Origin of the sequence: Gluconobacter sphaericus, assembly GCF_016757795.1 — a bacterium.
Classification (GTDB): Bacteria; Pseudomonadota; Alphaproteobacteria; order Acetobacterales; family Acetobacteraceae; genus Gluconobacter; species Gluconobacter sphaericus.
This window is the reverse complement of record NZ_CP068419.1, coordinates 2,790,554-2,813,937: the sequence shown is the minus strand read 5'-3', so window position 1 is coordinate 2,813,937 and position 23,384 is coordinate 2,790,554. Positions and strand designations below refer to the sequence as shown.

Annotated in this window: 25 protein-coding genes; 15 read left to right on the top strand and 10 right to left on the bottom strand. The window is 57.7% G+C overall.

Annotated elements, in window-relative coordinates; all coding sequences use genetic code 11:
* Positions 1-44: 44 nt before the first annotated feature.
* The 4 genes from IGS75_RS13295 to IGS75_RS13280 all read right to left on the bottom strand — a co-directional run bounded on the left by IGS75_RS13295 (position 45) and on the right by IGS75_RS13280 (position 3,505).
* Positions 45-1,919 carry a sensor histidine kinase gene (locus IGS75_RS13295; protein ID WP_237468874.1) on the bottom strand — a complete coding sequence of 625 codons (1,875 nt, stop codon included), beginning with the start codon at positions 1,917-1,919 and terminating at the stop codon, positions 45-47.
* Positions 1,916-2,089: a NepR family anti-sigma factor gene (locus tag IGS75_RS13290; protein ID WP_202257142.1), complete on the bottom strand. Its 174-nt coding sequence runs from the start codon at positions 2,087-2,089 to the stop codon at positions 1,916-1,918. The genes IGS75_RS13295 and IGS75_RS13290 overlap by 4 nt, the downstream gene beginning before the upstream one ends.
* Positions 2,090-2,290: 201 nt before the next feature.
* Entirely contained in the window at positions 2,291-2,866 is a 576-nt protein-coding gene (locus IGS75_RS13285) for a sigma-70 family RNA polymerase sigma factor (RefSeq protein WP_202257141.1), read from the bottom strand.
* A gap of 132 nt (positions 2,867-2,998) precedes the next feature.
* Positions 2,999-3,505, bottom strand: a complete 507-nt coding sequence (locus IGS75_RS13280) for a sigma-70 family RNA polymerase sigma factor (protein ID WP_141351308.1) — start codon at positions 3,503-3,505, stop codon at positions 2,999-3,001.
* A gap of 222 nt (positions 3,506-3,727) precedes the next feature.
* Here IGS75_RS13280 and IGS75_RS13275 point away from each other — a divergent pair, with 222 nt between their 5' ends.
* Positions 3,728-4,468 carry a response regulator gene (locus tag IGS75_RS13275; RefSeq protein ID WP_141351042.1) on the top strand — a complete coding sequence of 247 codons (741 nt, stop codon included), beginning with the start codon at positions 3,728-3,730 and terminating at the stop codon, positions 4,466-4,468.
* Between the two features lie 61 nt (positions 4,469-4,529).
* Complete coding sequence (locus IGS75_RS13270) at positions 4,530-6,338, top strand: ABC-F family ATP-binding cassette domain-containing protein (protein ID WP_202257140.1); 1,809 nt, start codon at positions 4,530-4,532, stop codon at positions 6,336-6,338.
* Positions 6,339-6,353: 15 nt separating this feature from the next.
* On the opposite strand, the gene IGS75_RS13265 is transcribed toward IGS75_RS13270, so the two are convergent.
* Positions 6,354-7,349 (bottom strand): Gfo/Idh/MocA family protein, encoded by a 996-nt coding sequence (locus IGS75_RS13265; protein ID WP_202257139.1) that lies wholly within the window; start codon positions 7,347-7,349, stop codon positions 6,354-6,356.
* Between the two features lie 159 nt (positions 7,350-7,508).
* On the opposite strand from IGS75_RS13265, the gene secD reads away from it, so the two are divergent.
* Positions 7,509-9,050 (top strand): protein translocase subunit SecD, encoded by a 1,542-nt coding sequence (gene secD / locus IGS75_RS13260; RefSeq protein ID WP_202258629.1) that lies wholly within the window; start codon positions 7,509-7,511, stop codon positions 9,048-9,050.
* Positions 9,051-9,055: 5 nt separating this feature from the next.
* Positions 9,056-9,994 carry a protein translocase subunit SecF gene (secF, locus tag IGS75_RS13255; protein ID WP_141351036.1) on the top strand — a complete coding sequence of 313 codons (939 nt, stop codon included), beginning with the start codon at positions 9,056-9,058 and terminating at the stop codon, positions 9,992-9,994.
* A 36-nt stretch (positions 9,995-10,030) separates the two neighbouring features.
* Here secF and IGS75_RS13250 read toward each other — a convergent pair whose 3' ends face one another.
* The gene (locus tag IGS75_RS13250) at positions 10,031-10,423 is read right to left on the bottom strand and encodes a hypothetical protein (RefSeq protein WP_141351033.1); all 393 of its coding nucleotides are present in this window, start codon (positions 10,421-10,423) and stop codon (positions 10,031-10,033) included.
* Positions 10,423-10,881 (bottom strand): large-conductance mechanosensitive channel protein MscL, encoded by a 459-nt coding sequence (gene mscL / locus IGS75_RS13245; RefSeq protein ID WP_141351031.1) that lies wholly within the window; start codon positions 10,879-10,881, stop codon positions 10,423-10,425. Before mscL ends, IGS75_RS13250 begins: the two co-directional genes overlap by 1 nt.
* A gap of 189 nt (positions 10,882-11,070) precedes the next feature.
* Between mscL and rpmE the strand changes: the two genes are divergently transcribed.
* From rpmE to IGS75_RS13215, 6 genes are all read left to right on the top strand, one after another.
* On the top strand, positions 11,071-11,298 hold the full coding sequence (rpmE, locus tag IGS75_RS13240) for a 50S ribosomal protein L31 (protein WP_041112492.1): 228 nt from the start codon (positions 11,071-11,073) through the stop codon (positions 11,296-11,298).
* Between the two features lie 157 nt (positions 11,299-11,455).
* Positions 11,456-11,914: an Hsp20 family protein gene (locus IGS75_RS13235; protein WP_237468872.1), complete on the top strand. Its 459-nt coding sequence runs from the start codon at positions 11,456-11,458 to the stop codon at positions 11,912-11,914.
* 212 nt (positions 11,915-12,126) lie between these two features.
* Positions 12,127-12,711, top strand: a complete 585-nt coding sequence (locus tag IGS75_RS13230) for a DUF1013 domain-containing protein (RefSeq protein ID WP_141351029.1) — start codon at positions 12,127-12,129, stop codon at positions 12,709-12,711.
* A gap of 150 nt (positions 12,712-12,861) precedes the next feature.
* The gene (locus IGS75_RS13225; RefSeq protein ID WP_011253895.1) at positions 12,862-13,062 is read left to right on the top strand and encodes a YdcH family protein; all 201 of its coding nucleotides are present in this window, start codon (positions 12,862-12,864) and stop codon (positions 13,060-13,062) included.
* On the top strand, positions 13,063-13,587 hold the full coding sequence (purE, locus tag IGS75_RS13220) for a 5-(carboxyamino)imidazole ribonucleotide mutase (protein ID WP_141351027.1): 525 nt from the start codon (positions 13,063-13,065) through the stop codon (positions 13,585-13,587).
* Complete coding sequence (locus tag IGS75_RS13215) at positions 13,584-14,705, top strand: 5-(carboxyamino)imidazole ribonucleotide synthase (RefSeq protein ID WP_202257138.1); 1,122 nt, start codon at positions 13,584-13,586, stop codon at positions 14,703-14,705. Before purE ends, IGS75_RS13215 begins: the two co-directional genes overlap by 4 nt.
* Before the next feature lie 4 nt (positions 14,706-14,709).
* On the opposite strand, the gene radC is transcribed toward IGS75_RS13215, so the two are convergent.
* Both radC and IGS75_RS13205 read right to left on the bottom strand, forming a co-directional pair.
* The gene (gene radC / locus IGS75_RS13210) at positions 14,710-15,423 is read right to left on the bottom strand and encodes a RadC family protein (protein ID WP_408876470.1); all 714 of its coding nucleotides are present in this window, start codon (positions 15,421-15,423) and stop codon (positions 14,710-14,712) included.
* 43 nt (positions 15,424-15,466) lie between these two features.
* Complete coding sequence (locus IGS75_RS13205) at positions 15,467-16,156, bottom strand: JAB domain-containing protein (protein WP_141351023.1); 690 nt, start codon at positions 16,154-16,156, stop codon at positions 15,467-15,469.
* A 27-nt stretch (positions 16,157-16,183) separates the two neighbouring features.
* Here IGS75_RS13205 and IGS75_RS13200 point away from each other — a divergent pair, with 27 nt between their 5' ends.
* Genes IGS75_RS13200 through IGS75_RS13180 form a run of 5 tightly spaced genes read left to right on the top strand, consistent with a single transcriptional unit; the run spans position 16,184 to position 22,521 of the window.
* Complete coding sequence (locus IGS75_RS13200) at positions 16,184-18,406, top strand: ATP-dependent helicase (protein WP_202257137.1); 2,223 nt, start codon at positions 16,184-16,186, stop codon at positions 18,404-18,406.
* The gene (locus IGS75_RS13195; RefSeq protein WP_141351300.1) at positions 18,406-19,311 is read left to right on the top strand and encodes a 50S ribosomal protein L11 methyltransferase; all 906 of its coding nucleotides are present in this window, start codon (positions 18,406-18,408) and stop codon (positions 19,309-19,311) included. The genes IGS75_RS13200 and IGS75_RS13195 overlap by 1 nt, the downstream gene beginning before the upstream one ends.
* Before the next feature lie 23 nt (positions 19,312-19,334).
* Complete coding sequence (locus IGS75_RS13190) at positions 19,335-19,856, top strand: GNAT family N-acetyltransferase (RefSeq protein WP_408876469.1); 522 nt, start codon at positions 19,335-19,337, stop codon at positions 19,854-19,856.
* Positions 19,853-21,634, top strand: coding sequence for an aminopeptidase P family protein (locus IGS75_RS13185; protein ID WP_141351017.1), 1,782 nt, complete (start codon positions 19,853-19,855; stop codon positions 21,632-21,634). The genes IGS75_RS13190 and IGS75_RS13185 overlap by 4 nt, the downstream gene beginning before the upstream one ends.
* A gap of 50 nt (positions 21,635-21,684) precedes the next feature.
* The gene (locus IGS75_RS13180) at positions 21,685-22,521 is read left to right on the top strand and encodes a lytic transglycosylase domain-containing protein (protein ID WP_202257135.1); all 837 of its coding nucleotides are present in this window, start codon (positions 21,685-21,687) and stop codon (positions 22,519-22,521) included.
* A 371-nt stretch (positions 22,522-22,892) separates the two neighbouring features.
* Here IGS75_RS13180 and ruvX read toward each other — a convergent pair whose 3' ends face one another.
* Positions 22,893-23,375, bottom strand: a complete 483-nt coding sequence (ruvX, locus tag IGS75_RS13175; protein ID WP_141351013.1) for a Holliday junction resolvase RuvX — start codon at positions 23,373-23,375, stop codon at positions 22,893-22,895.
* Between the last annotated feature and the right edge of the window lie 9 nt (positions 23,376-23,384).

Genomic DNA, 23,384 nt, shown 5'->3' with positions numbered 1-23,384 from the left:
GTTTTTTTGTGGATTTGCAGGCGGAACCTGACGCCGCTTTGCCGTTACAGGCTCGAGTCTACTCCGTGACTTATGGCTTTCCGCGCCATCGCTAGCGCCGTCAGAGAAGGGCGTTCGGGAATGAAATGCAGAGTATACCAGGTTCCGTTTTCATTGCTGACCGTCATGTCGGCGTTAATCTGACGCGCGAACCCACGGATGAGTTGCATCCCGATTCCTTCCCGACGCGTGCGGGACTCGGTGGCCTGACCGGCATTGATTCCGATTCCATCGTCGCCCAGCTTAAACTCTACCATTCCTTCCTTTTCTGGATCTGTTGGAACAACCTTGTGCAGGTTGATCACGATATGACCTGCCCTGTTCTCCGGGAACGCATATCGCAGGGCATTGCTGACGACTTCGGTTACGATCAAAGCGATCGGAGCGGCCTGATCGGGAGAGATCAGGACATGTTCGATATCAAGCTGTAGCCGGATGCGGGTCTGGGCGTTCATGCCATTCGCGGACATCAGGATACTGCAGAGTTCTTCCAGGAAACTCTGGACATCCAGCGCCGAAAGGCCACTTTCGGAATACAGGTATCGGTGTAGGGTTGCGAGTGCCCTTACCCGGTCTCGAACGAGACGGAATTCTTCGCGCGCCTCATAGGAGCGGATGCGGCTTGCCTGCAGGTTGAGCAGTGAGGCCACGACCTGCAGGTTGTTCTTTACCCGGTGATGAATTTCCCGGATCAGCATATCCTGATTGCGGGCCGACTGTTCCAAGTCCTGTTCATGCTTGCTGAGCCGGCGCGTCGCGCGGAGGAACGCCTTTTCCAGATGCCTGATTTCAAGCGGAATCGAATGGCTGGCCCTGGGTGCGAAGGCAGCGCCTTTGCGCCAATCTGCGACCGCCAGGGCCAGTTTCTCTAGCGGATCGACCAGAAACAGGCGTGCTCCCAGTGCAACGGCCATGAGTTCAAGCACCAGCAGACCCACAATCAGACTGACCCGGATCAGGAAGATATTGAGGGCGTGGCTTTCTTCGGCCGTGCGCTCGGTTGCAACAATCAGGCTGACTGGACCATAGGCATTCTGAAAAGCGTAGGTGATGCCCTGGCTCGTAAAGACGTCATGCAGGCTGAGCGACGCAATGTCTCTCTTCAGACGCGTAAATGCTTTTTTTGGCAATTCCGCAGTTACTGGCCGATCAGGAAAAAACGAATAGAGGGTTCCATCCGGCATCGCCAGAAAATGCCATGAATTGTTATCCGTGCCGAGCAGGAGGCGACTGTTCCCCTTGGGAAGACGGCTACGCTGCCAGCCCAGGGTCCGGACGGCAACGATGTAACCGGAGACGGAGTTGTTGCTGAGAATGGGGACAACGAATTTCAGAAGCGGACCACGGTTGCCCTTCAGTACATCGACTCCGACAACAGGAGTTCTGGCCGTCGAAGAGTTCATCGCAGGCGCGGTGAGTTCGGGGGATGAGCAGATTGCCGCATCCTGTGTTGAAGGGGGGGGCAGAACAACCGACGGCCGGCCGGATACGTCCGTCAGCATCAGCATGCAGTAGTGATGCTGTGAGATGGTCTGGACCAGCGCAAACTCCCTCAGGGCATTCCCTGACGAAATATCTCTATCGGCCAGCATGTCCAGGAGTGTGTGGGTCTGTTCTAAATCCGTCGTGATTTCCGAAATGGCAAGTTGCGTATCGCGTTCGGTGCGCATGGCGCTGTTACCGACATTCTGCTGGTAACTGTGCCATGCCAGCAGAGAGGCAATGATCGCGAGGGGCAGAGTCGTCGCGACAATCAAGGTCATTACCCGTGCACCGACGGTATCAAACATCCGGATGCTGGGCAGGTCCTCACGCCTGTGCCACAGACGACGCCAGCGCCGCGGTTTCAGGTCTGGAGAACCAGACCGGCTAACAGTCACTTGTTTCGATCTTCCTCGATCAATCGGAGAAGTTCATCGGGGATCGGCTCGTTTGCAACATCATCAAAAAGCTGATGCAGGCCCCGGCTCAACCAGATTCCAAAAGGCGAATCTTGATCCTCGCCAGTGGTTTCCTTGGCTAAGGACTTCCGCGTGTCTCCTGCGGTCATTGGCTGGCCCTGAACCTTCCTGTGACGTCAGAAGATGCAGATCCTGCATCCCTGATACTAGACTGTGGCGCGAACTCCGGGTCTCTCCTGAGGAGCCGCTGTGGGATGAACTACCGACCCAGTCTTACGAAAACAACGCGTTTCCTGCAATTGCAGCTAATCCGCAATGGACACAAATTCTTTCCATTGCGGATACTGAGATCATGAAAATATGAGCTCGTCAGAAGAGTGACCGGCGCGGCGACGGGCATCCATGGCGTCGCGCAGGGCCTTGACTTTAATGCGTAGCTTGTCGTTGGCCGGCAGGTCTCCGCTCATCCAGGATTCAAGCTGACGGCGTGCGCGGAAGACACGGCTTTTCGCAGTTCCTACAGCGCAATCAGTGGCTTCGGCCAGAGCCTCGTAGCTCATGCCCTGAATGACGACCATAACGAGAGCTTCGCGTTGATCGGCCGGAAGGCGGGACAGTGCCATCGACAAATCCTTGAGAGCCAAGCTGTCCTCATGGGTGGCCGGACTGGCGAAGGACGATGCGGGCACATCATCAATATCGGTGGTCTCACGACGTTTGCGAAGGTCGGAAATGAAGCGGTTGCGGAGGATACGATGCATCCAGGCTGAGAAATTCGTGCCCGGGATGAAGCTGTTCTGCGCTGCCAGAGCGTTGCACACGGCGTCCTGTACGAGGTCTTCCGCGGCAGCGCGATTTCGGGTCAGCGAAAGAGCCTGGACGCGCAGCTTCGGAAGAATGGCAATCACCTGATCGTGGAACGTCATGGAACTGACTCCTGATTTCGTTCTGTTTTCGTGGAATCAATGAATGGTCATGCGAAAACGTTGCATCGGAGGTAGGAAATTTCCCCAAAAAAAAGAAAAGGCAGGCTGTTTTTCTTGGAAAACAGGCAAAAATTAGACGATATTTTTTTCGGAATTTATTTCCGGAGGTTCGGTATTTTCCGTTGTAAGCTCGGCGAGCTGAGCTCTGGCACGGGAAACACGGGCCCTCATTGTTCCGGTGGGTACATTGCAGACGCGAGCGGCATCTTCATAGGATAGTTCCTGTGCTCCCACGAGAATTAGGGCCTCCCGCAGAAGATCGGGCAGCTTCCATAGAAGTTCGCCCAGATCCTGAACGGCGTCGCGGGCATTCTGGCGTGATGGTGCCGCAGTGGAGGGCTGCATGTCCTGCTCGATGTCGAGCATGATTTCCTGTTCGCGGCTGCGGCGGCGCGTCAGTTCATAGAAGGCATTTCTCTGGATTGTGAAGAGCCAGGCTTTGAGGAGCGTACCTTGCTGAAACTGCTCCTGGGAGGCTAATGCGCGGACAATCGTGTCTTGCACCAGATCATCCGCGGCCGCGGGATCGCGAGTCAGAAAACGAGCGAAGCCTCGCAAATCTGGAAGGATTTGCAGCAGGTCGCGGTGAAAGCTGCCTTTCTGGGGAGGCGGGTCGCGCTGCTGGCCCGCGGGCAAGTGTGGGCTCAGAAGCAGATCCTTCACGCAACATCGCAGGCGACCGGGATGGTCACGAAGACTATACGGAGATTGGGCATCGTGTAATGACTATTCAAGCTTCATAACGAGATGCGTTCCATGCGGAATGTGTCGACAGATATCTTTTCAGGAGGCTAGGGACATATGACTGATCTGACACGTCAGGAACTCGTCAAGCCGCTTCCTTATGCCCGTCGCTTTGCCCGCGCTCTGGTCGGTGACCAGAAAGCGGGCGATGAGCTTGTGGGCGTGGCCTTAAAGGAGCTGATGGAAAATCCCTCCGGGAAGGATCTGTCCGCACGGCAAGCCCTCTATGGTCTGCTTGTGAACGCATTCATGCAGCGTCACAGCAAGGACGCTACTGCTGGTATGCCGCTGCGGCAACGCGCGCTTCTGCTGCTGACTTCCCTGGAAGAGCAGTCCCTTTCGTCCAGCGCACAGGCGCTGGGCATTACGGATGAAGAGGCTGCGGCCGACTTGAACAAGGCGCGCGAAGGCCTGCAGGGCATTGCGCAGACAAGTGTCCTGATCATCGAAGATGAACCCATTATTGCTATGGATATTCAGGATCTGGTTGAGCGCTGTGGACACAGGATCGCCGGGGTTGCCCACACAGAAGCCGATGCTGTCGCTCTGGCTGCGAAAATGAAGCCCGGACTCATTCTCGCGGATATCAATCTCGGCGGCGGTGGTGACGGCATGCAGGCCGTCGGGCGTATTCTTCGGACCCATGAAGCACCGGTTATTTTTGTAACTGCCTATCCGGAACGTCTGCTGACGGGGGAGACGCAGGAGCCGTCCTTCGTCATCACAAAGCCCTTCGAGCCGATGACCCTGGCTGTGGCCACCTATCAGGCTGTTACAGGTGGTGTCACGCCCGTCTAAGATTATGATTCGGTGCGGAGATGGCTTGCGGCGGGCGTCCTGCTGCGACACATAGGGAGCCATGTCGGCACCCATTCTCTCTTTGCAGAACATTACTTACACTCTCGGCGGACGTCCCTTGTTGGATGGCGCGGAACTGGGCGTTTTGCCTGGTGAGCGGATCTGTCTTGTCGGACGTAACGGTTCCGGAAAATCCACGCTGCTGAAGATTGCTTCGGGCGATATCGTGGCGGACTCCGGATCGCGTTTCGTTCAGCCGGGAATTAAGGTTCATTATTTGGCCCAGGAACCGGATCTTTCCCGTTACGCCACGACTTTGGATTATGCATCCGAAGGTCTTGATGAGACCGAGACCTACCGGGCGCGTTCTATGCTGGCCGAACTCGGGATGACGGGGGATGAAAGCTGTCAGAACCTTTCGGGTGGCGAAGTGCGTCGTTGCGCTCTCGCTCGCGCTCTCGCGGCAGAGCCTGATCTTTTGCTGCTGGATGAACCGACCAACCATTTGGATCTGCCGTCTATCACATGGCTTGAGAATGAGCTTTCTGCATCTCGTTGTGCGATGATCGTGATCAGTCATGATCGACGTCTGCTTGAGACCCTGTCCCGTAGCGTTGTCTGGCTGGAAAATGGCGTGACGCGTCGGCTGGATCAGGGATTTTCACGCTATGAGACCTGGCGTGACGAGGTGCTGGAACAGCAGGAGCGTGATGCACACAAGCTGGATCGCCAGATTGCGCGCGAAGAAGACTGGATGATTTACGGTGTTACGGCACGTCGCAAGCGCAACGTGCGGCGTGTGGGGGAGCTGGAGGCACTGCGGGCACAGCGTAAGGAGCTGGCTTCGCGGGGCAAGGGTACGCTCCGTATGGCAGCCACAGACGCCGACAGTGCGGGAAAGATCACGATCGCTGCAGAAGGTGTGAATTGGGCCTATGACGATCGGGCCATCGTTCGGGATCTGGATCTGCGGATCCTGCGCGGTGATCGGCTTGGTTTGGTGGGTGCGAACGGTGCGGGCAAGACTACGCTTCTACGTCTGCTTACCGGCAAAATGGAGCCGCAGTCCGGTACCGTAAAAATGGGGCCATCTGTGGCCATGGTCACATTGGATCAGCAGCGGGAAAGTCTCGATCCGGCCAAGACTCTTGCCGAAACCCTTGCGGGCGGCAGTGGCGATATGGTGCAGGTTGGGGACGAGAAGCGTCACGTGATCGGCTATATGAAAGATTTCCTGTTCCGCCCGGAGCAGGCCCGTACACCGGTAGGAAAGCTGTCCGGCGGTGAACGAGGTCGGCTGGCGCTGGCCTGTGCTCTGGCCAAGCCATCCAGTCTCATGGTGCTGGATGAGCCCACCAACGATCTCGACCTTGAGACGCTGGATCTTCTTCAGGACATGCTGGCTGATTATGCGGGCACGGTTCTGCTGGTTAGCCATGACCGTGATTTTCTCGACCGGGTTGCAAGTTCGGTTCTAGTATCGGATGGCGGCGGAGACTGGATCGAATATGCCGGGGGCTATTCGGATATGTTGATCCAGCGCGGGGACGTACCGGCAGGGCGCGAGGTGTCTTCTCTCGAAGTAGAAGATGTCGCACCAAAATCTGCTTTGCAAACAGATAAGAAGCCTAAAAAGCTTAGCTATAATGACAAGCGGGCGCTGGATCTTCTTCCGCAGAAGATGGCTGAGCTGGAAAAGAAGATCCAAAGCTATCGGGACGTTCTGGCCGATCCGGGTCTGTATGGCCGGGATGTTGCCAGGTTCGAGAAGACGACCCAGCTTCTGGAAGCCGCCGAGCGGGATCTGGCCCAGTCGGAAGAGCAATGGCTTGAGCTGGAAATGAAGAAAGAACTTCTTGAAAATCAGTAAGTTGAGGGAATTTTCTCAATTTTGATCCGAGGTGGGAATTAGGCCGGAAAGTTCCATGATCTGCCGCGATTTCCGGATGCTCTCCGTCACCCGGATGGCGGCATCCAGCGCTCTGATCCCGGCCTGCGCGTCGACCAGAACCGGTGCGCCGTGAAGGCACGAAGCGGCAAAAGCCTCATGTTCTACGGCCAGATTGTCGTGGTCTTTCCAGCTTATGGCCTCACGTCGGAAGCCGCCCGTGCCCGGAAGAGGCATGCCGCGCTCACGTCCAATGAAGCTCAGCTTGCGCTCCATGAAATCGGCGGAAAGATATCCGTCCTGTGAGAAAAGACGCATACGCCTTTCAGTTTTCAGGGAAATCCGGCTGGCGGTGATGGTGGCCACGCAGCCGTTTCCAAACCGTACCCGGGCGTTGGCGATGTCTTCATGGGCGCTTGAAACAGCGGCTCCCAGGGCATTGATTTCTGCAATCGGGCTGTCTACGATCGCCAGAACGAGATCGAGATCATGGATCATGAGATCCAGAATGACCGATACGTCCGTTCCCCGTGGTTTGTAAGGCGCAATGCGGGTGGCTTCGATGTAAAGCGGCGCTTTGATCCGCTCGGTAATGGCCTGGTGTTCCGCCGAGTAGCGCAGCAGATGGCCGACCTGAAGGACCTTGTCGGTTTCCCTGGCAAGATCCGCTAGGGCGTGGGCTTCGTTCAGCGTGGCCGCGATGGGCTTTTCGACCAGAACATGTCGGCCTGCTCTGAGGGCCTTGCTTGTTAGGGCAAAGTGATACTCTGCGGGTGCGGCGATGATAACGGCATCCACCTGCTCCAGAAGATTTTCATAGCTTGTGGCAATTTCGCAACTAGCTTCCCGTGCCACGACCGTCGCGCGGGTCGGATCGGGATCGTAAAGCGCGACAAGCTGTTCGGCCGGGTTTGTGGCGGACTTGAGGGCATGAAACCGTCCGAAATGGCCGGCCCCGACGATGCCGACCCGAAGCTGTTGCGCTGTATTCATGCTGACAGGCTTATCAGGCGCGGTGTTTCCCGGAAAGACACTGGGGCGTCAAAGAGGCAAAAGGTTGCATCGGCATGGCGGAAACGGCATGGTCCCGGCCTGAAAATGATCTGAAAAACGATCTGTCCAAATCCGCCGAGGACGTCTCGACCTGATATGATGTATTATAGCCGGCTCAGACTGCTGGGCGTCGCGGGCATCTGCCTGATGGGCGTGCTCCTGTGTCTGCCCAATTTTCTGCGTTCTCCCTCACCGTCCCTGCCCTGGCGGCAGATTCATCTGGGGCTCGATCTGCGGGGTGGGTCCTACCTTCTCCTTCAGCTTGACCTGAAATCCCTTGAGCATGACCGTCTCCAGTCCCTCCAGGATCAGGCGCGCCAGACGCTTCTGGACCGCTCTCTGGGCTATCGCGATTTTGTCCGCGACGATGCTACCGCCAGCCTGAGCTTTATGCCCCGTTCGGATGCCGAACGTGATGCCGCGCTCAAGGCGATGCAGTCCCTGCCGCCGGTGGTGCCGAACGAATTCACGACGTCTGAACAGGACGGACGTATCGTCCTGACGCTTCAGCATGAGGCGATGCTGGCCCGTGCACGCGAAGCCGTTGCGCAGTCGATCGAGATCGTCCGTCGCCGTATTGACGCAACGGGTGCGATCGATCCGAGTATCGCACGTGAAGGTGACGACCGGATTGTTGTGGAGCTTCCGGGCGTTAGCGATCCGGAGCGGATCAAGAGCCTGCTCGGCACGACGGCCCGTCTGACCTTCCGTCTGCTGGCCCCGAACCCGAGCGTTGCAAGCCCCGGCTCGACAATGCTCGAGGACGAGAGTGTGCATACGCAGGTCGCGGTGCAGGATCATGTCGATGTAGATGGTACGGATCTGACAAATGCGGGTGCTGTCATCGATCAGCAGAGCGGTGGCTGGGCTGTGACGTTCCAGCTCAACAGTGCTGGTGCGACGGCCTTTGCGAACGTTACGCGGGCCAATGTTGGTAAGCGCTTTGCGATCGTGTTGGACAATAAGGTTATCGAAGCCCCGAACATCATCAATCCTATCACGGCTGGAAACGGTCAGATCACGGGTGGTTTCGATGCCCGCAGTGCGTCCGATCTGGCGCTTCTGCTGCGGGCCGGCGCGCTGCCTGCTCCGCTTTCGGTTGTTGAACAGCGGACGATCGGTCCGAGCCTCGGCGCAGCATCCATTCATGCAGGTGTCATCAGCCTGCTGACCGGCCTTCTTCTGGTCATTGCATTCATGGTGCTGTTCTACGGGCGTTTCGGCCTGTATGCGGATATCGCCCTGTTTGCGAACCTGATCCTGATGGTGGCGATCCTTTCGTTATTCCAGGCAACACTGACCCTGCCGGGCATGGCGGGTATGCTGCTGACTTTAGGTATGGCTGTGGATGCCAACATCCTGATCAACGAGCGTATTCGCGAGGAAGTGAAGCGTGGCCGTGGCCCGCTTCAGGCGTTGCAGGCCGGTTTTGACCGCGCGACCGGCACTATTATCGACAGTAATGCCACAGCGTTCCTGGCGCATGTCATGCTGTTCGTGTTCGGAACGGGACCTGTCCGCAACTTCGCGCTGACGATCACTATTGGTATTGTTACGACACTCTTCACGACCCTCCTGCTGTCACGCCTTCTGGCCGTGCGGTGGTATGCCCTCGCCCGTCCCAAAGAACTTCCGGTCTGATCGTTATGCTGTCACGTCCCCTTTTCCGTTTTGTCCGCGACGATCGGCGCATTAATTTCATGCGCGGCCGTCACATGGGGCTGATTGTTTCGGCGGTCCTCTCCATCGCTTCCGTCATCCTGTTCTTCCAGCCCGGCTTGAAGCTCGGACTGGATTTCCGAGGTGGCATTATCGTTGAAGCTCAGACCCCTGGGCCGGCCGATTTTGGCAAACTGCGTACGGCTCTGGATCATGCTGGCATTCATCCGGATGCCGTGCAGGCCTTCGGATCGCCGCGTGATGTGCGTATCTCAATCAACGCTCCCGAAGGTGCGGATCGTGAGGCACAGACCCAGAAGCTGGTCGATGGCGTCAAGAGCGCCATTTCGGCAGCCGAGCCCGGGACGCAGGTGCTTCGTGCTGACGCCGTGGGTGCGTCGGTTTCGTCTGAATTGTTCCGTGACGGTCTGCTAGCGCTTGGCTTCAGTCTTGCAATGATTTTGATCTATATCTGGGTCCGTTTCGAGCGCGAGTTCGCCATCAGTGCGGTGGTGACGCTTATTCTCGATTTAACCAAGACAATTGGTTTTCTGGCCATTACGCGCTTCGAATTTGATCTTGTGATGGTTGCCGCTCTTCTTACGATCCTGGGCTACTCCACGAACGACAAGGTGGTAGTCTATGACCGGATCCGGGAGAATCTGCGCAAGTATCGAACGATGCCGTTGCGGGAGTTGTTGGATCTGTCCATCAATGAAACCCTGAACCGCACGCTGGGTACGTCCATGACGGTCTTTCTGGCTGCTCTGCCACTGGCTCTGTTCGGAGGCAGTACGCTGACCGGATTTGCGACGGTCATGCTGTTTGGTATCGTGGTAGGAACGTCCTCGTCCATCTTTATTGCGGCGCCTCTTCTGCTCCTGATGGGTGAAAAGCGACTGCGCAAGGAGGTTGTGGCAGACTGATCGGGTCTGCCACAAACACAAAAAAACCGGCGTCCCTCAGGGGAGCCGGTTTTTTTGTGTTTGCTCTGATGGATTGGTGGGTGTGGGTGATGTTTTCTGGGGAAGGTCTGCCAGAAGGCTGAAAAGTGCCTGATCAGCCTGCCGATTGGCTGAAGAGCTTTGTAGCTTTAGGGCATGTACCGTTGCCTGTTGGGCTGCTTTGTCCAGAGCCACCAGTTGTGGCAATCCTTCAGGGCCGATCTGTCCTGTCATGACAGCGCCTCGGGCCATGCCATGGGCGATCAGATAGGCATAAAGCCGCGAATTGGGAGATGGCGGCAGTCCTGTCATTGCAGGACGTGCCGCGCATCCGGCCAGAAAGCTTCCCATCACTAGTAGTGTGACAGCAGGACGCCAGACTGTGTGGCGGGAGGCTTTCGTTTCTGTCATCAGGAGTTTTTCTGTGCCAGAAGGTCGCGGATTTCAGTCAGGAGAACCTCTTCTTTCGTCGGAGCCGGCGGGGCTTCAGGAGCCGCTTCCTGCTTGCGGTTCAGCTTGCTGAGGATGCGCGTCAGCCAAAAGATGAAAAATGCAACGATCAGAAACTGGATCACAGCATTGAGGAATACACCGATATTCACGGTGACAGCACCTGCCTTTTGGGCTTCGGCAAGCGTATCCTTGACCGGACCCTTAAGTGTGATGAACAGGTTCGAGAAATCCACACCGCCCGTGATTAGGCCGATGAACGGGGTCAGGATGTCCTTGACTGCACTGCCGACGATTGCGCTGAATGCAGCACCTATCACGACACCGACCGCGAGGTCGAGCACGTTGCCGCGCATGATGAACTTCTGGAAATCGCTGACCCAGCCCGGAGTGTGCAGCTTGTGTTTGGTTTCGCTCATATCAAACCTTTCTCGGTATCCGTGCAGGCACGGTCGCAGGCCTGACAGTCGAGCCCGCATTCATTACAAGGGATAAACGGACTCATGCGATCCAGTAAAGGCCACTTTCATCCGGAAGCACTTTCCGTTATACGCGCCTGATGATTCGCCCCGGTCGGCATCGGGGCTTTCTTTATGGAGTAGAAATTCATGAAATCCGGCATCCATCCTGACTACCATGAGATCACCGTCATCATGACCGATGGCACCGAATACAAGACCCGTTCGTGCTATGGCGAACCGGGCGCGACGCTGCGTCTTGACGTTGATCCGAAGTCCCATCCGGCCTGGACGGGCGTCCAGCGCATGATGGATACCGGAGGTCAGGTTGCAAAGTTCAACAAGCGCTTTGCTGGCATCGGTACGCGCACGAAGTAATTCGGCGCACCTCCCTGCCGTCTCCTCTTGAAGGCGGTTGGGTTGGAACCTATCTGGAAGATCAGCCGCGATGCCGTTTGGGTCGCGGCTGGTTTGACTATAGCATTTTGCCATATCGGAAAATGCGCCAGATGATTCCTGCCTGAAGGAGGTTTCAGTGACCTACGATTTTACACCGCTGTTCCGCAGCGCTATCGGTTTCGACCGACTGGCCACCATGGCTGGCAATGTTGCCAACGCTCAGGCCCTTCCAAGCTATCCCCCTTACAATATCGAGAAAACCGGCGAGACGAACTACGTCTTGACGATGGCCCTTGCAGGTTTCCGGCCTGAAGACGTGGACGTTGTTCAGGAAGACAACACACTGGTCGTACGGGGCAGCGTCTCCGACAACAGCCGCGACCGGGAGTGGCTGCATCGCGGCATTGCTACGCGGGCGTTCGAACGCCGCTTCGTTCTGGCCGATCATACAGAAATCGATCGTGCGGATCTGGTGAATGGTCTCTTGTCCATCGCAATCCGTCAACTCGTCCCGGAAGCGGCCAGGCCGCGCCGTATTCCGGTGCGGACTGAAGCCATGCATACAACCGAGTCTGAAACCGTTCAGGCGGCCTGAGCAGTTGGAGCGGGAGTGTCGTAAAAGCACTTTCGCTCCGTTTTGGTGCTTGACCACCGCGGCTTCAGTGCCGCATACCCGTTTCCATTATCGCAGAGCATCCAGCAGGTGCCGCGATCATATCCCGGGCGGGATTATTTCCTCGCTGGATACGCCAGATCGGTGCCTGCGGAAGCCGGCCCCATCCGTGTCCCAGCAAGGAACGCACCGACATGACCCTGCCTTTGATGCCTAAGGCCACGGCCGTCTGGCTGATCGAAAAAACCGGTCTGACCTTCACCCAGATCGCAGAATTCTGTGGAATGCACCCGCTTGAGGTTCAGGCGATTGCGGATGGTGAAGTTGCAGCTGGTATCAACGGGTATGACCCGGTTAAGAACCATCAGCTCGCCGAAGCCGAAATCAAGCGTTGTGAGGCAGATACGAATGCCCGCCTAAAAATCATGCCGACGTCCAGCCCGGTGAAGCGTCGTGCCAAGGGTGCGCGCTACACCCCGGTGGCCAAGCGCAATGATCGTCCGGATGCCATCGCATTCGTCCTTCGCCAGTTCCCCCAGCTTTCCGAGGCACAGATCGTCAAGCTGCTCGGTACGACCAAGGACACCATCACTAAGGTTCGTGACCGCCAGCATTGGAACAGCGCTAACATCAAACCGCGTGATCCCGTGATTCTTGGCTTGTGCACCCAGACTGATTTGAATGCCGCCGTCACGGCTGCCAATGACCGTTTGGCCCGCGAAGGCCATGCGCTTCCGGTTGTGGAAGCTTATGTTCCCGATAGCGACAGTCATGCCTGATTGCGGCGTCCGGATCGGCTTGTAAGGGCTGGTTCGGATGAATGCCTGACGGGCACTGGTCCCGCACCCGTCAGGCATGATACTGCAATAAAAAGAGTAGAAAGAATCACTCTTTCCACGACGCCTGAACGTTCTCCGGGACCGGATGCTATGATGACTGACGACAATGCTATGCTGAAACGTCTGCACGAACTGCGCAGCGAGCATCGCGACCTTGATACCGTCATCGAGCGTCTTGTCCATCATCCCCTCAACCAGCTCCAGCTTCAGCGCCTCAAGAAGCGCAAGCTCCAGCTTAAAGATGAGATTTCTTGGATCGAGACCCGTCTGATCCCAGATAATATTGCCTGAATGAGCCAGATTCTCTCCGCCGACGAAACCCTTCAGGACGACATGCCTATCCGTGTCGGTGTGATCATGGGAAGTCAGTCCGACTGGGACACCATGCGCCACACCTGCGAGATACTTGACGATCTTGGAATCGCTCATGAAAAGCGAATTGTCTCGGCGCACCGCACGCCTGACCGTCTGGTGGACTATGCCAAGACGGCCCGTCAGCGTGGCCTTCATGTGATTATCGCCGGTGCCGGTGGTGCGGCGCATCTTCCAGGTATGTGTTCCGCCTGGACAAGCATTCCCGTCCTCGGCGTACCCGTGCAGAGCCGTGCCCTGAACGGGCAGGACAGCCTGCTTTCCATCGTGCAGATGCCGGGTGGCGTGCCGGTCGGAACACTGGCGATCGGCAAGGCTGGTGCGATCAATGCGGGTCTGCTCGCTGCGTCGATTCTGTCGGTTTCCGACAAACAGGTTATGGCGCGTCTGGATGCTTGGCGTGCGACGCAGACGGCAGCTGTTGCGGATGTTCCGGTCGAATGAAGGCGCAGATTTTTGCTCCCGGCAGTACGGTCGGGATTATTGGTGGCGGACAGCTTGGTCGCATGTCAGCCGTGGCAGCCTCGAAGCTGGGCTTTCATGTTCATGTGCTGAGCACTGAGGCGTCGAGCCCGGCTACGGAAGTTGCAGCGTCAGTAACGGTTGGGGCTTATGATGATCCGGCTGCGCTTGAGGATTTCGCTTCGCGCTGTGATGTCGTGACCTTCGAGTTCGAGAATATCAGTGCCGAAGGACTGGGCCTGCTGGAGAGGCATCGTCCGGTGCGACCGGCGGGTGAGATTCTGCGGATCAGTCAGGACCGGATTGCAGAAAAGACACGTCTGTCCGAAATCGGCGTCCGTCTGGCTCCTTGGCGGGCGGTCAACGGCCCTGAGGACCTGGTAGAGCTTGAGATGCTCGGTTTTCCGCTCATTCTCAAGTCGACCCGCTTTGGCTACGACGGCAAGGGGCAGTTCCGGATTCCCGATGTCGAGGCCCTTGAAGCTCTGACGGATCTTCCTTACCCGCTCGTTGCGGAGAAGATGATTGATTTCGAGCGTGAACTCAGCGTGATGGTGGTCCGTGGTCTGGACGGGACAGTGCGATGTTTCGATACGGTAGAAAACCGGCACCGCAACGGTATTCTGGACGTAACGCTGGCTCCGGCCCGCATCATGCCGGATCTTGCGCGTCAGGCGCAGGACATGGCGGCTTCTATTGCCGAGGCTCTGGGTCTGGTCGGGATCATGGGCGTGGAGTTGTTCCATGCCGCTGATGGCAGTCTCATGGTGAACGAGATCGCCCCTCGCCCGCATAATTCCGGGCATTGGACCATGGATGCGTGTTTGGTGGATCAGTTTGAGATGCATGTTCGGGCGGTGACAGGTTTGCCACTGCCTTCAGCGCGTCGGCACTCTGACGCCGTCATGCATAATCTGATTGGTCCCAAGGACATGGCACGGGTTCCGGCGATTCTTGCAACGGACGGGGCATCGATTCACCTTTACGGCAAGGTAGAAGCGCGCCCGGGGCGCAAGATGGGGCATGTGAACACCATTTTTCCGCGCGGGGCTCTTCCGGGTGAGCTGGCGCTTGAAGGACTACTGCCGCCACGCTGCTGAGGCTTTAGAGCAGGTTGCTGCGGCGAAAGCTGGTGTGCCGGCCGTTTCCGATGATGAAGTGGTCAGCAATCGTGACACCGATCACGTCGAGCGCCGCCTGAACCTGCCTAGTCATTTGAAGATCGGCTTCCGAGGGTGTGGGATCGCCGCTTGGATGATTGTGGACCAGAATCAGCGCGGTGGCGCCAATTTCCACGGCACGTCTGGCGACTTCCCTTGGATAGACAGGCGTATGATTGACCGTACCTCTGGCCTGCGCTTCGTCAGCAATCAGGCTGTTCTTTTCATTGAGAAACAGGATGCGAAACTGCTCGATATTTTCTCGCGCCAGACGGGCCGTGAGGTAGTCGAGAAGTTTCTGTTCATTGTCGAGCATATCCTCTGGTGGCAGGCGAGCACGGTTATAGCGAAGGGCCGATTCGTGAATCACACGGAGCATGGGCAGCATTTGTGTGCCCATATCTGAGATGCTTTCGAGTTCCCGGTCAGTGGCGGACAGGACCGCAGCCAGGGATCCGAAACGGGCAAAAAGGTTGTGCGACAGTGCGGCACTGCCCGTTTCCCGCCCGGTAAGCAGTGTTGTCAGGAGGTGCAGTAGGGTCGCGTCGTTCAGGTGGCGTCCCCGTCCCGTCAGCAGGGCCAGCGATGGATCCATTTCGGGAAGAGCATCCGTTAGCGCAGTGAGCTGTCGCAGATCGGCTGACGACAGGCCTGTCATGCTATCCGAAAACCCGGGCGCTCCAGCGTCCCTGTCGTCCATCTTACAGTAGCCCTTCTTGACGAAAACCAACAGGACGTCCCTCACCTGTGACAAGTACGTCGTGAAGTGTGATGGACAGGGGCCGCATCGCGAAGTCCAGTTGTCGGGCCGATTGTGACAGGTCCGCAGGACGTTCCTTAGGATGAATGTGAAAACCGATCAGGGCTGTAGCATGCAGTGCGAGGGCCCGGATAGCGATGGCTCGGTTGCGATCCGCAAGACTGTTGGTCTCAGGAGCAACTTCATCCGCCAGTAATCGGTTGCGATTGTCGAGATAGAGCAGCCGAAACTGCCCCGGGATGCCGCCTTCGAGTGCTTGTGCGAGATAGGCCGTGAGCTGTTCCCAGTTGCTCAGTGTCGGACGTTCACGCTGTTCCGAAGAGGCTAGACGTTCGGCGGCTACGCCTGGAAGACGCAGGACCCTGATCGCATCATCTTTCAGACCCGCAGTGCGCAGTGCGTGTGTAGGTGCGCGGAAAACATCCAGCAGACTGCCAAAATGGCCGATCAGTCCCTTGGCGAGCGGTTTTGTATCCTTGCGCGGAACACATGCGAAGAGCAGCATTTCAAGGATTTCGTAATCGGCGAGCGTGTGAGCGCCATTAGCCCGAACGCGTGCACGCATTCGGGCGCGGTGTCCCTGGGGTCCTGTGCCGCGTGTCAGATCGATCTGGGGATAAGTGTTGGCCATGATCGTATCTCACTCTATATCGGGAGGGTGCCGCAAGATCTACCTTCCCCTACACCCGAGTATCTCTCCCGCCTCAATCCGGAGCAGAGACGTGCCATTGAGACAACCGAAGGGCCGCTCCTTATTCTGGCAGGTGCAGGAACGGGCAAGACGCGCGTTCTGACGACGCGCTTTGCGCATATTCTCCTGACTGGGCGCGCCTATCCAAGCCAGATTTTGGCCGTGACCTTTACGAACAAGGCAGCTCGCGAAATGCGCGAGCGCGTCAGCGCGATTCTGGGCGAGCCAGCCGAAGGGCTGTGGCTGGGAACGTTCCATTCGATCTGTGCGCGGATGCTGCGGCGTCACGCGGAATATGTCGGGCTGACAAGCAGCTTCAACATTCTCGATACGGATGACCAGATCCGGCTTCTCAAGCAGGTCATGGAGCCGTGGAAGATCGACACCAAACGCTGGCCGCCGAACCAGCTCATGGGGATCATCCAGCGTTGGAAAGATCGCGGGCTGACGCCTGACCGGGTAACCTCGGCCGAAGATTCCGATTTTGCAAATGGTCATGCGCTGGCGATCTACCGGGCGTATCAGGAGCGTCTGATTGCGCTCAATACGTGCGATTTCGGCGATTTGATGCTTCACATGACGGAGATTCTGCGCAACCAGTCCAATATTCTGGCGCAATATCACCGAATTTTTCGATACATTCTCGTGGACGAGTATCAGGACACTAATACGGTTCAGTACTTGTGGCTGCGTCTACTGGCTAAGCGCGAACATGGACCGTCCAACATTGCCTGCGTGGGTGATGATGATCAGTCCATTTATTCCTGGCGCGGGGCGGAAGTTGAGAACATCCTGCGCTTCGAGAAGGATTTTCCAGGGGCGGAAGTCGTGCGTCTGGAGCGGAATTATCGTTCGACAGCACAGATCCTCGCCGCGGCTGCCGGGCTGATCGCGCATAACGAAGGACGACTTGGCAAGACGCTGCGGCCCGGACGCGATGATGCGCAGGGCGAAAAGGTCCAGATCATCGGGGTGCGCGATTCGGATGAGGAGGCGCGGATCGTGGGGGGCGCTATCGAGCATCTGCGCGGCGATGGGCATTCGTTGTCGGAAATCGCTATTCTGATGCGCGCTGGTTTCCAGACGCGGCCGTTTGAAGAACGGTTGATGATGATTGGCATCCCTTATCGCGTTGTTGGCGGCCTTCGATTCTACGAACGCTCCGAAATCCGGGACTGTCTGGCGTATCTGCGTGTGTTGTCACAGCCCGCGGATGATTTGGCATTTGAGCGGATCATCAATCTTCCCAAACGTGGGGTGGGTGCCGTGGCGGTGCAGAAACTGCATACGCAGGCGCGCGCTCTGCCTGGACCGCTGACGGCTGCTGTGGTCTGGCAGATTCAGGAAGGGCTGCTCAAGGGGAAGTCGAAGGAGGCGTTAGACGGTCTGATGGCGGCGTTCCAGCGGGCGAAGGCGACGCTTGAGACCGAAGGGCATGTTGTTGCGGCCGAGCAGCTTCTTGAAGACAGTGGCTATCTGCAGATGTGGCGGGATGACCGATCCGTCGAAGCGCCGGGACGGCTGGACAATATCCGCGAGCTTCTGCGGGCTCTCGGAGAGTTCGGGACGCTTCAGGGCTTTCTGGAGCATGTGGCGCTCGTTATGGATACCGAGAGTGAGACGTCCGATGACAAGGTCAGTCTCATGACGCTGCATGGTGCTAAGGGACTGGAGTTCGACACCGTGTTCCTGCCGGGCTGGGAAGAGGGTGTGTTCCCCTCCCAGCGGTCGCTTGACGAGGGCGGCAACCGGGCACTCGAGGAAGAGCGGCGGCTGGCCTATGTGGGGCTGACGCGCGCGCGGCGTCGGGCGATCGTGCTGCATGCGGCGAGTCGGCGGATCTATGCGAACTGGCAGTCTTCGATGCCCAGCCGTTTTATCGAGGAAATCCCGTCTGAATATGTGCAACTGACGGGGCAGGCGTTCGAGACACGCCGGCAGGCTGCGGCGGCGCCGTCCATGTTCGCGTCCGGTCCGTTGACGAGTACGCGACCGTCAGGCTTCCGTGCTTCGCGTCCGAAAATCCATGATGTAAAGCCGGAGCCGACCGTTGCGATCGGGGCGACGGTCTTTCATCACAGGTTCGGCGAAGGCACCGTCATCGGTGCTGACGGGTCACAGTTGCATATCAATTTTGAAAATGGTGGCGTTAAACGCGTCATGGCAAATTTCGTGGAGATCAGATCGTGATGGCACCCCGCAGCATTGGCCGTCGTCATGCCAGTGCGCTCGAAACCCTGTCCATCACGGTGGAAGAGCCCTTCGTTCCCCTGTTCGAGCAGGCGCTGATGTGCGCTTGCGAGACGGTCGGTATTTTCGAAGCCGATGATGCGCAGAAATACTGGCGTGTGGAAGGCGTGAAAGATACGGGATTCAAGGAAGACGAACTGGAAAATGCTCTGACGGTTGCTCGGCTTCTGACCGGTTGTGAAGCGGAACTTGAGCGGACCCCGACAGAATCTGAAGGTTGGCTGGCCCGGACCTATGAATCCTTCCCGCAGCAGAATGTGGGTAAGCGCTTTGCCATTCGCGGTACCCATCTGCATGGCGCACCGGATCAGTCCCGCCTGACGATTACGCTGGATGCGGGAATAGCGTTCGGTTCGGGCGAGCATGGCTCGACGCGTGGTTGTCTCCGAGCGCTGGAGATGGTCGCTTATCGTAAGCCGCAGCGTATTCTGGATATGGGTTGCGGTTCCGGTATTCTGGCGATGGCGGCGGCGAAGTTGCTGCACCGACCGGTTCTCGCCGTTGATATCGAGCCCTGGTCTGTGCGGACGGCCAAGCTCAATGCGCGGCTGAATGGTCAGGGCAATCTGCTGGACTGTCGTTTTGGTAATGGCTGGCAGACCGAGGCAGTGCGTGCCAAGGCGCCCTATGATCTGGTCTTCGCCAACATTCTCGCCCGTCCGCTATGCCGGATGGCGCAGTCCCTGGCGCTGAACCTTGCGCCGAACGGGACGGCCATTCTGGCTGGTCTGCTTTACAGTCAGGCGCGGATGGTGCTGGTAGCACATCAGCGTCAGGGTCTTGTGCTGGAGCGTATCCTGCGTGAAGGCGACTGGGCCACGTTGATCCTGCGCCGTCGCGGCTGATGGGTGTGCCGGGATCATTGCCGTTGATCCGGGAGGCTGGACCTGACGATCTGCCGGCTATTCTGCGGATAGCCAATGATGCCATTGAAAATACCGATGCGCTCTGGATAACGACGCCTTTTACGCTGGAGCAGCGGCGTCAGTGGTTCGAGGATAGGCTGGTAAAAGGCTACCCGGTGTTAGTCGCTGTTGATACGGCTGGCGAAGTTGCAGGGTATGGCTCCTATGGCTCTTTCCGGGCCTATGAAGGCTATGCACGGACTGTTGAGCATTCTGTTTATGTTGCCTCCTCGCACCAGCGTCGGGGTGTCGGGAACAGCCTTCTACATGCCCTGATCAATCACGCCAGGGACGCGGGCTTTCATGTCATGGTGGCCGGAATTACGGCGGACAACGCTGCTTCGGTCGCGATGCACGATGAGTTTGGTTTCCGCAATTGTGGCACGCTTCCGCAGGTCGGTCGCAAACGCGGCCGCTGGCTGGATCTGCTGTTTATGACACTCTGCCTTGACGATTTTCCAACTATGGAAAAGGACTTTTCATGACCCTGTCCTCCATCCCGCTCAGCGAGCGCCCTGCCCTCGTCCGCAAAGCCTGTAAGGCGCTGGGCGTTGACGGTTTCATCATCCCGCGTGGTGATGAATATCTCGGCGAATATGTCGCTCCCTGCGCCGAGCGCCTGGCCTGGCTGACGGGCTTTACGGGAAGTGCGGGGCTGGCGGCGATCCTTCCGGAAGTCGCCGCCGTGTTCTCCGACGGGCGTTATACGGTGCAGATGGAAGAGCAGGTTCCCCATGACCTGTGGGAGCGTCGTCATGTCGCGCTGGAACCGCTTTCCGACTGGCTGGCGGAGCACGCGAAGGGGCTGAAAATCGCCTATGATCCGCGTCTGGTCAGTCGGTCCATGCTGGCGTCGTGGCAGATAGCTGGCGTGGAGCTTGTCCCGTTGTCACGTAATCCCATTGATCAGGCCTGGACGGATCGTCCTGCGGCGCCAGCTGGTCCGGTGGTGCCGCAGACGCTGGAATTTTCGGGAGAAATCAGCGCGGACAAGCGCAGGCGTCTTGGCGATGCTCTGCGCAAGGCAGGGCAGGATGCAGCTGTCATTGCGGATTGCACCTCCTTGGCTTGGCTTCTGAACATCCGTGGCAGTGACGTTCCCCTCACCCCCGTAGCGCATGGCTATGCGATCCTGCACGCGGACGGGACGGCAGAATGGTTCGTCTCATCCGATCGTCTGTCGGAGGGTGTGCTGGAGGTCTGTGGCCCTGGTGTGACAGTCTGTTCGCCGGCGGATCTGGCGAATCGGCTTGAGGCCCTCAAGGGCAGGACCGTGCGGGTGGATCCGGTTACGACAGCTGTATGGTTCGACACCACGCTTGCCGCTGCCGGTGCGACGGTTGTGGATGGAACCGATCCCTGCACACTGCCCAAAGCCATCAAGAACACCATAGAGCAGGACGGTGCACGGAAAGCTCATGCTCTTGATGGTGTGGCGATGGCCCGTTTCCTGCATTCCCTGACAGTATCGGGGATCGGCCAGCACGAGACGGATCTCGTCACTCGGCTGGATGGTCTGCGTGCCCAATCTACCGATTACCGAGAACAGAGCTTCGACGCCATTTCCGCCGTCGGCCCGAATGGTGCCTTTCCCCATTACCGGGCACAGGTTGGTCACGATCGGATTCTTGAAGCTGGAAGTGTGTATCTGATCGACAGCGGCGGGCAATATCCGTTTGGTACGACCGATATTACTCGCACGCTCTGGGTGGGCGATCAGGAGCCGCCGGCTCATGTTAGTGAAGCATTCACACGTGTCCTGAAGGGCAATATCGCCCTCTCCCGCATCCGCTTTCCGTCTGGCACGACCGGTCATCGGCTGGACGTTTTGGCGCGTGCGGCGTTGTGGCAGGTCGGTATGGACTACGATCATGGTACCGGACATGGAATCGGGAGTTATCTGTCGGTCCATGAAGGCCCGCAGAATATTTCCCCTGTCCCGCGCCCGGTGTCCCTTGAAGCCGGCATGATCGTGTCCAATGAGCCTGGTTATTATGAACCAGGACAGTATGGAATTCGGATCGAAAACCTGATGCTGGTGCGGCCTTCTTCTTTCAAGGGCAGCAAGGGTACGTTTCTGGAGTTCGAGATCCTGAGCTATACGCCAATTGACTACAGACTGATCGATGTCGCCCTTCTCAACGATGCGGAACTGAACTGGCTGAACGCCTATCATGCAGAAGTTCAGGCACGGGTTTCACCGCATGTCGAGCCGGATGTAGCTGCGTGGCTGTCGGAGGTCTGCAAACCGCTTGTTCGGTAAAGTTGCAGGTATAACCGTTTTTTTTACCTTTCCCGATTATAAACAGGATAATGATCGGGAAAGTTCTCCTCCTTGGCTTTGTCATGACGCTTTCTGGCGTATCGGTTGCGCGGGCTTATGATGCGTCATCTGTCTGTAAGATGGCAGTGCACGCTGCCGAGCAGCAGGCCGGAATCCCACCCCGCCTTCTGGATGCCATCAGTCGCGTGGAGAGCGGCCGGCGAGATCCAAATGGTACTGCGACCGTGGCATGGCCGTGGACCGTCAATGCGGCTGGAAAAGGTTACTTCTACGAAAGCAGGGAGGAAGCCATCGCGGCGGTCCGTGATTTTCAGGCGAATGGGATCGTTTCGATCGATGTGGGCTGCATGCAGATCAATCTGCGCCATCATCCCGATGCATTTTTCTCGCTCGAAGATGCTTTCGATCCCTACAGCAATGCCCGCTACGGGGCCCGTTTTCTGTCTGGACTGCACAACCAGCTTCAGGGTTGGCCAGCCGCGACGGCTGCTTATCACTCCCTCACCCCGGCTCTTGGCGCCGATTATGCCCGTCATGTTCTGGCTATCTGGAACGGGCAGCCCGACAGCTACAGACCGCCTGATTTTCTTCCACAGCTGATCATGACCGCGTCAGGGTTGCAGGCCAAACTTCCAAGTGCCAGGCCCGCACCTTCTTTCGCACTAAACAGACAGGCCGGATTTTCCGAGCGTTCTGCATCGCGTATGGAAACGATGCCATCGGTTCACATGGTGTCTTATGCGCCTCCACCCCGTATAATTCACCATGCAGTTGGTCAGGTGGGGAGTGTTTTGCCAGTAAGAGGGCGGCGGGATCTTGCGTCCTATCGCGCCATGCCGGTCCGGCTGGCCTGGCGACAGCGCTGATCAGTATCCGGACCAGCCGCTACCAACGCCTGCATAGGCCCCGTGAGATAATGGATGGTGTTGGCTGACGGGGGCGCTCCCGTCCTCGGGGTCGTGAGCGCAAGCTGACAGTCCCAGAAAAAGCGTCATGATCAACACACGAAACATCACGTCACAGTCCCCTTTACAATTTGAAATTGTCCGCCGGAAAACCCGGACCAATATGGTTCGTTTTAACTTCATGATTGGAGAAAGATCATGAAGTTCCTGTTCTGTCTGTTTATGGGTGCCATGACGGCCCAAATATGGCTCCGCGTCCTAGCCGATACATCGTCACGCTCCGCCTTGATTGGAAGCAAAGGCGTCTGATCCGAAGAAATTTTTCTGTCAGATCAGAAGATTTCGGGCGATTCCGGGCGTGATGAATCGAGCCAGCCTTGAAGCATATAAGCCGCGGCCATCTTGTCGACGACCTCTGCTCTTCGCCCGCGTGTCATGTCGGCATCCTTGATCAGGAAACGGTTGACGGCACTTGAGGATAGGCGTTCGTCCCACAGTCCTGCGGGAATCCCGAGTTTTTCCGACAGGGCCTGTGTCCAGTCCGATGCGGCGCGTGCCGCCGGGCCAAAAGATCCATCCAGTGATAATGGCAATCCGACGACCAGGGCTCCTACGTCCTGTGTGCGTACGATCTTAGCCAGTTCCTGCGCATTTTCGCTCAATTTCCGGCGTTTGAGGCCGATCAGAGGTGATGCCAGAATGAGTGTGACATCGGTCAGGGCAACGCCGATGGTCTTCGATCCGGGGTCGAGACCGAGGACGCGTTGATCGGACTGAAGAAGATTACGGAGGTCATGTGGATTGAACAGGGGCATAGCACGGCG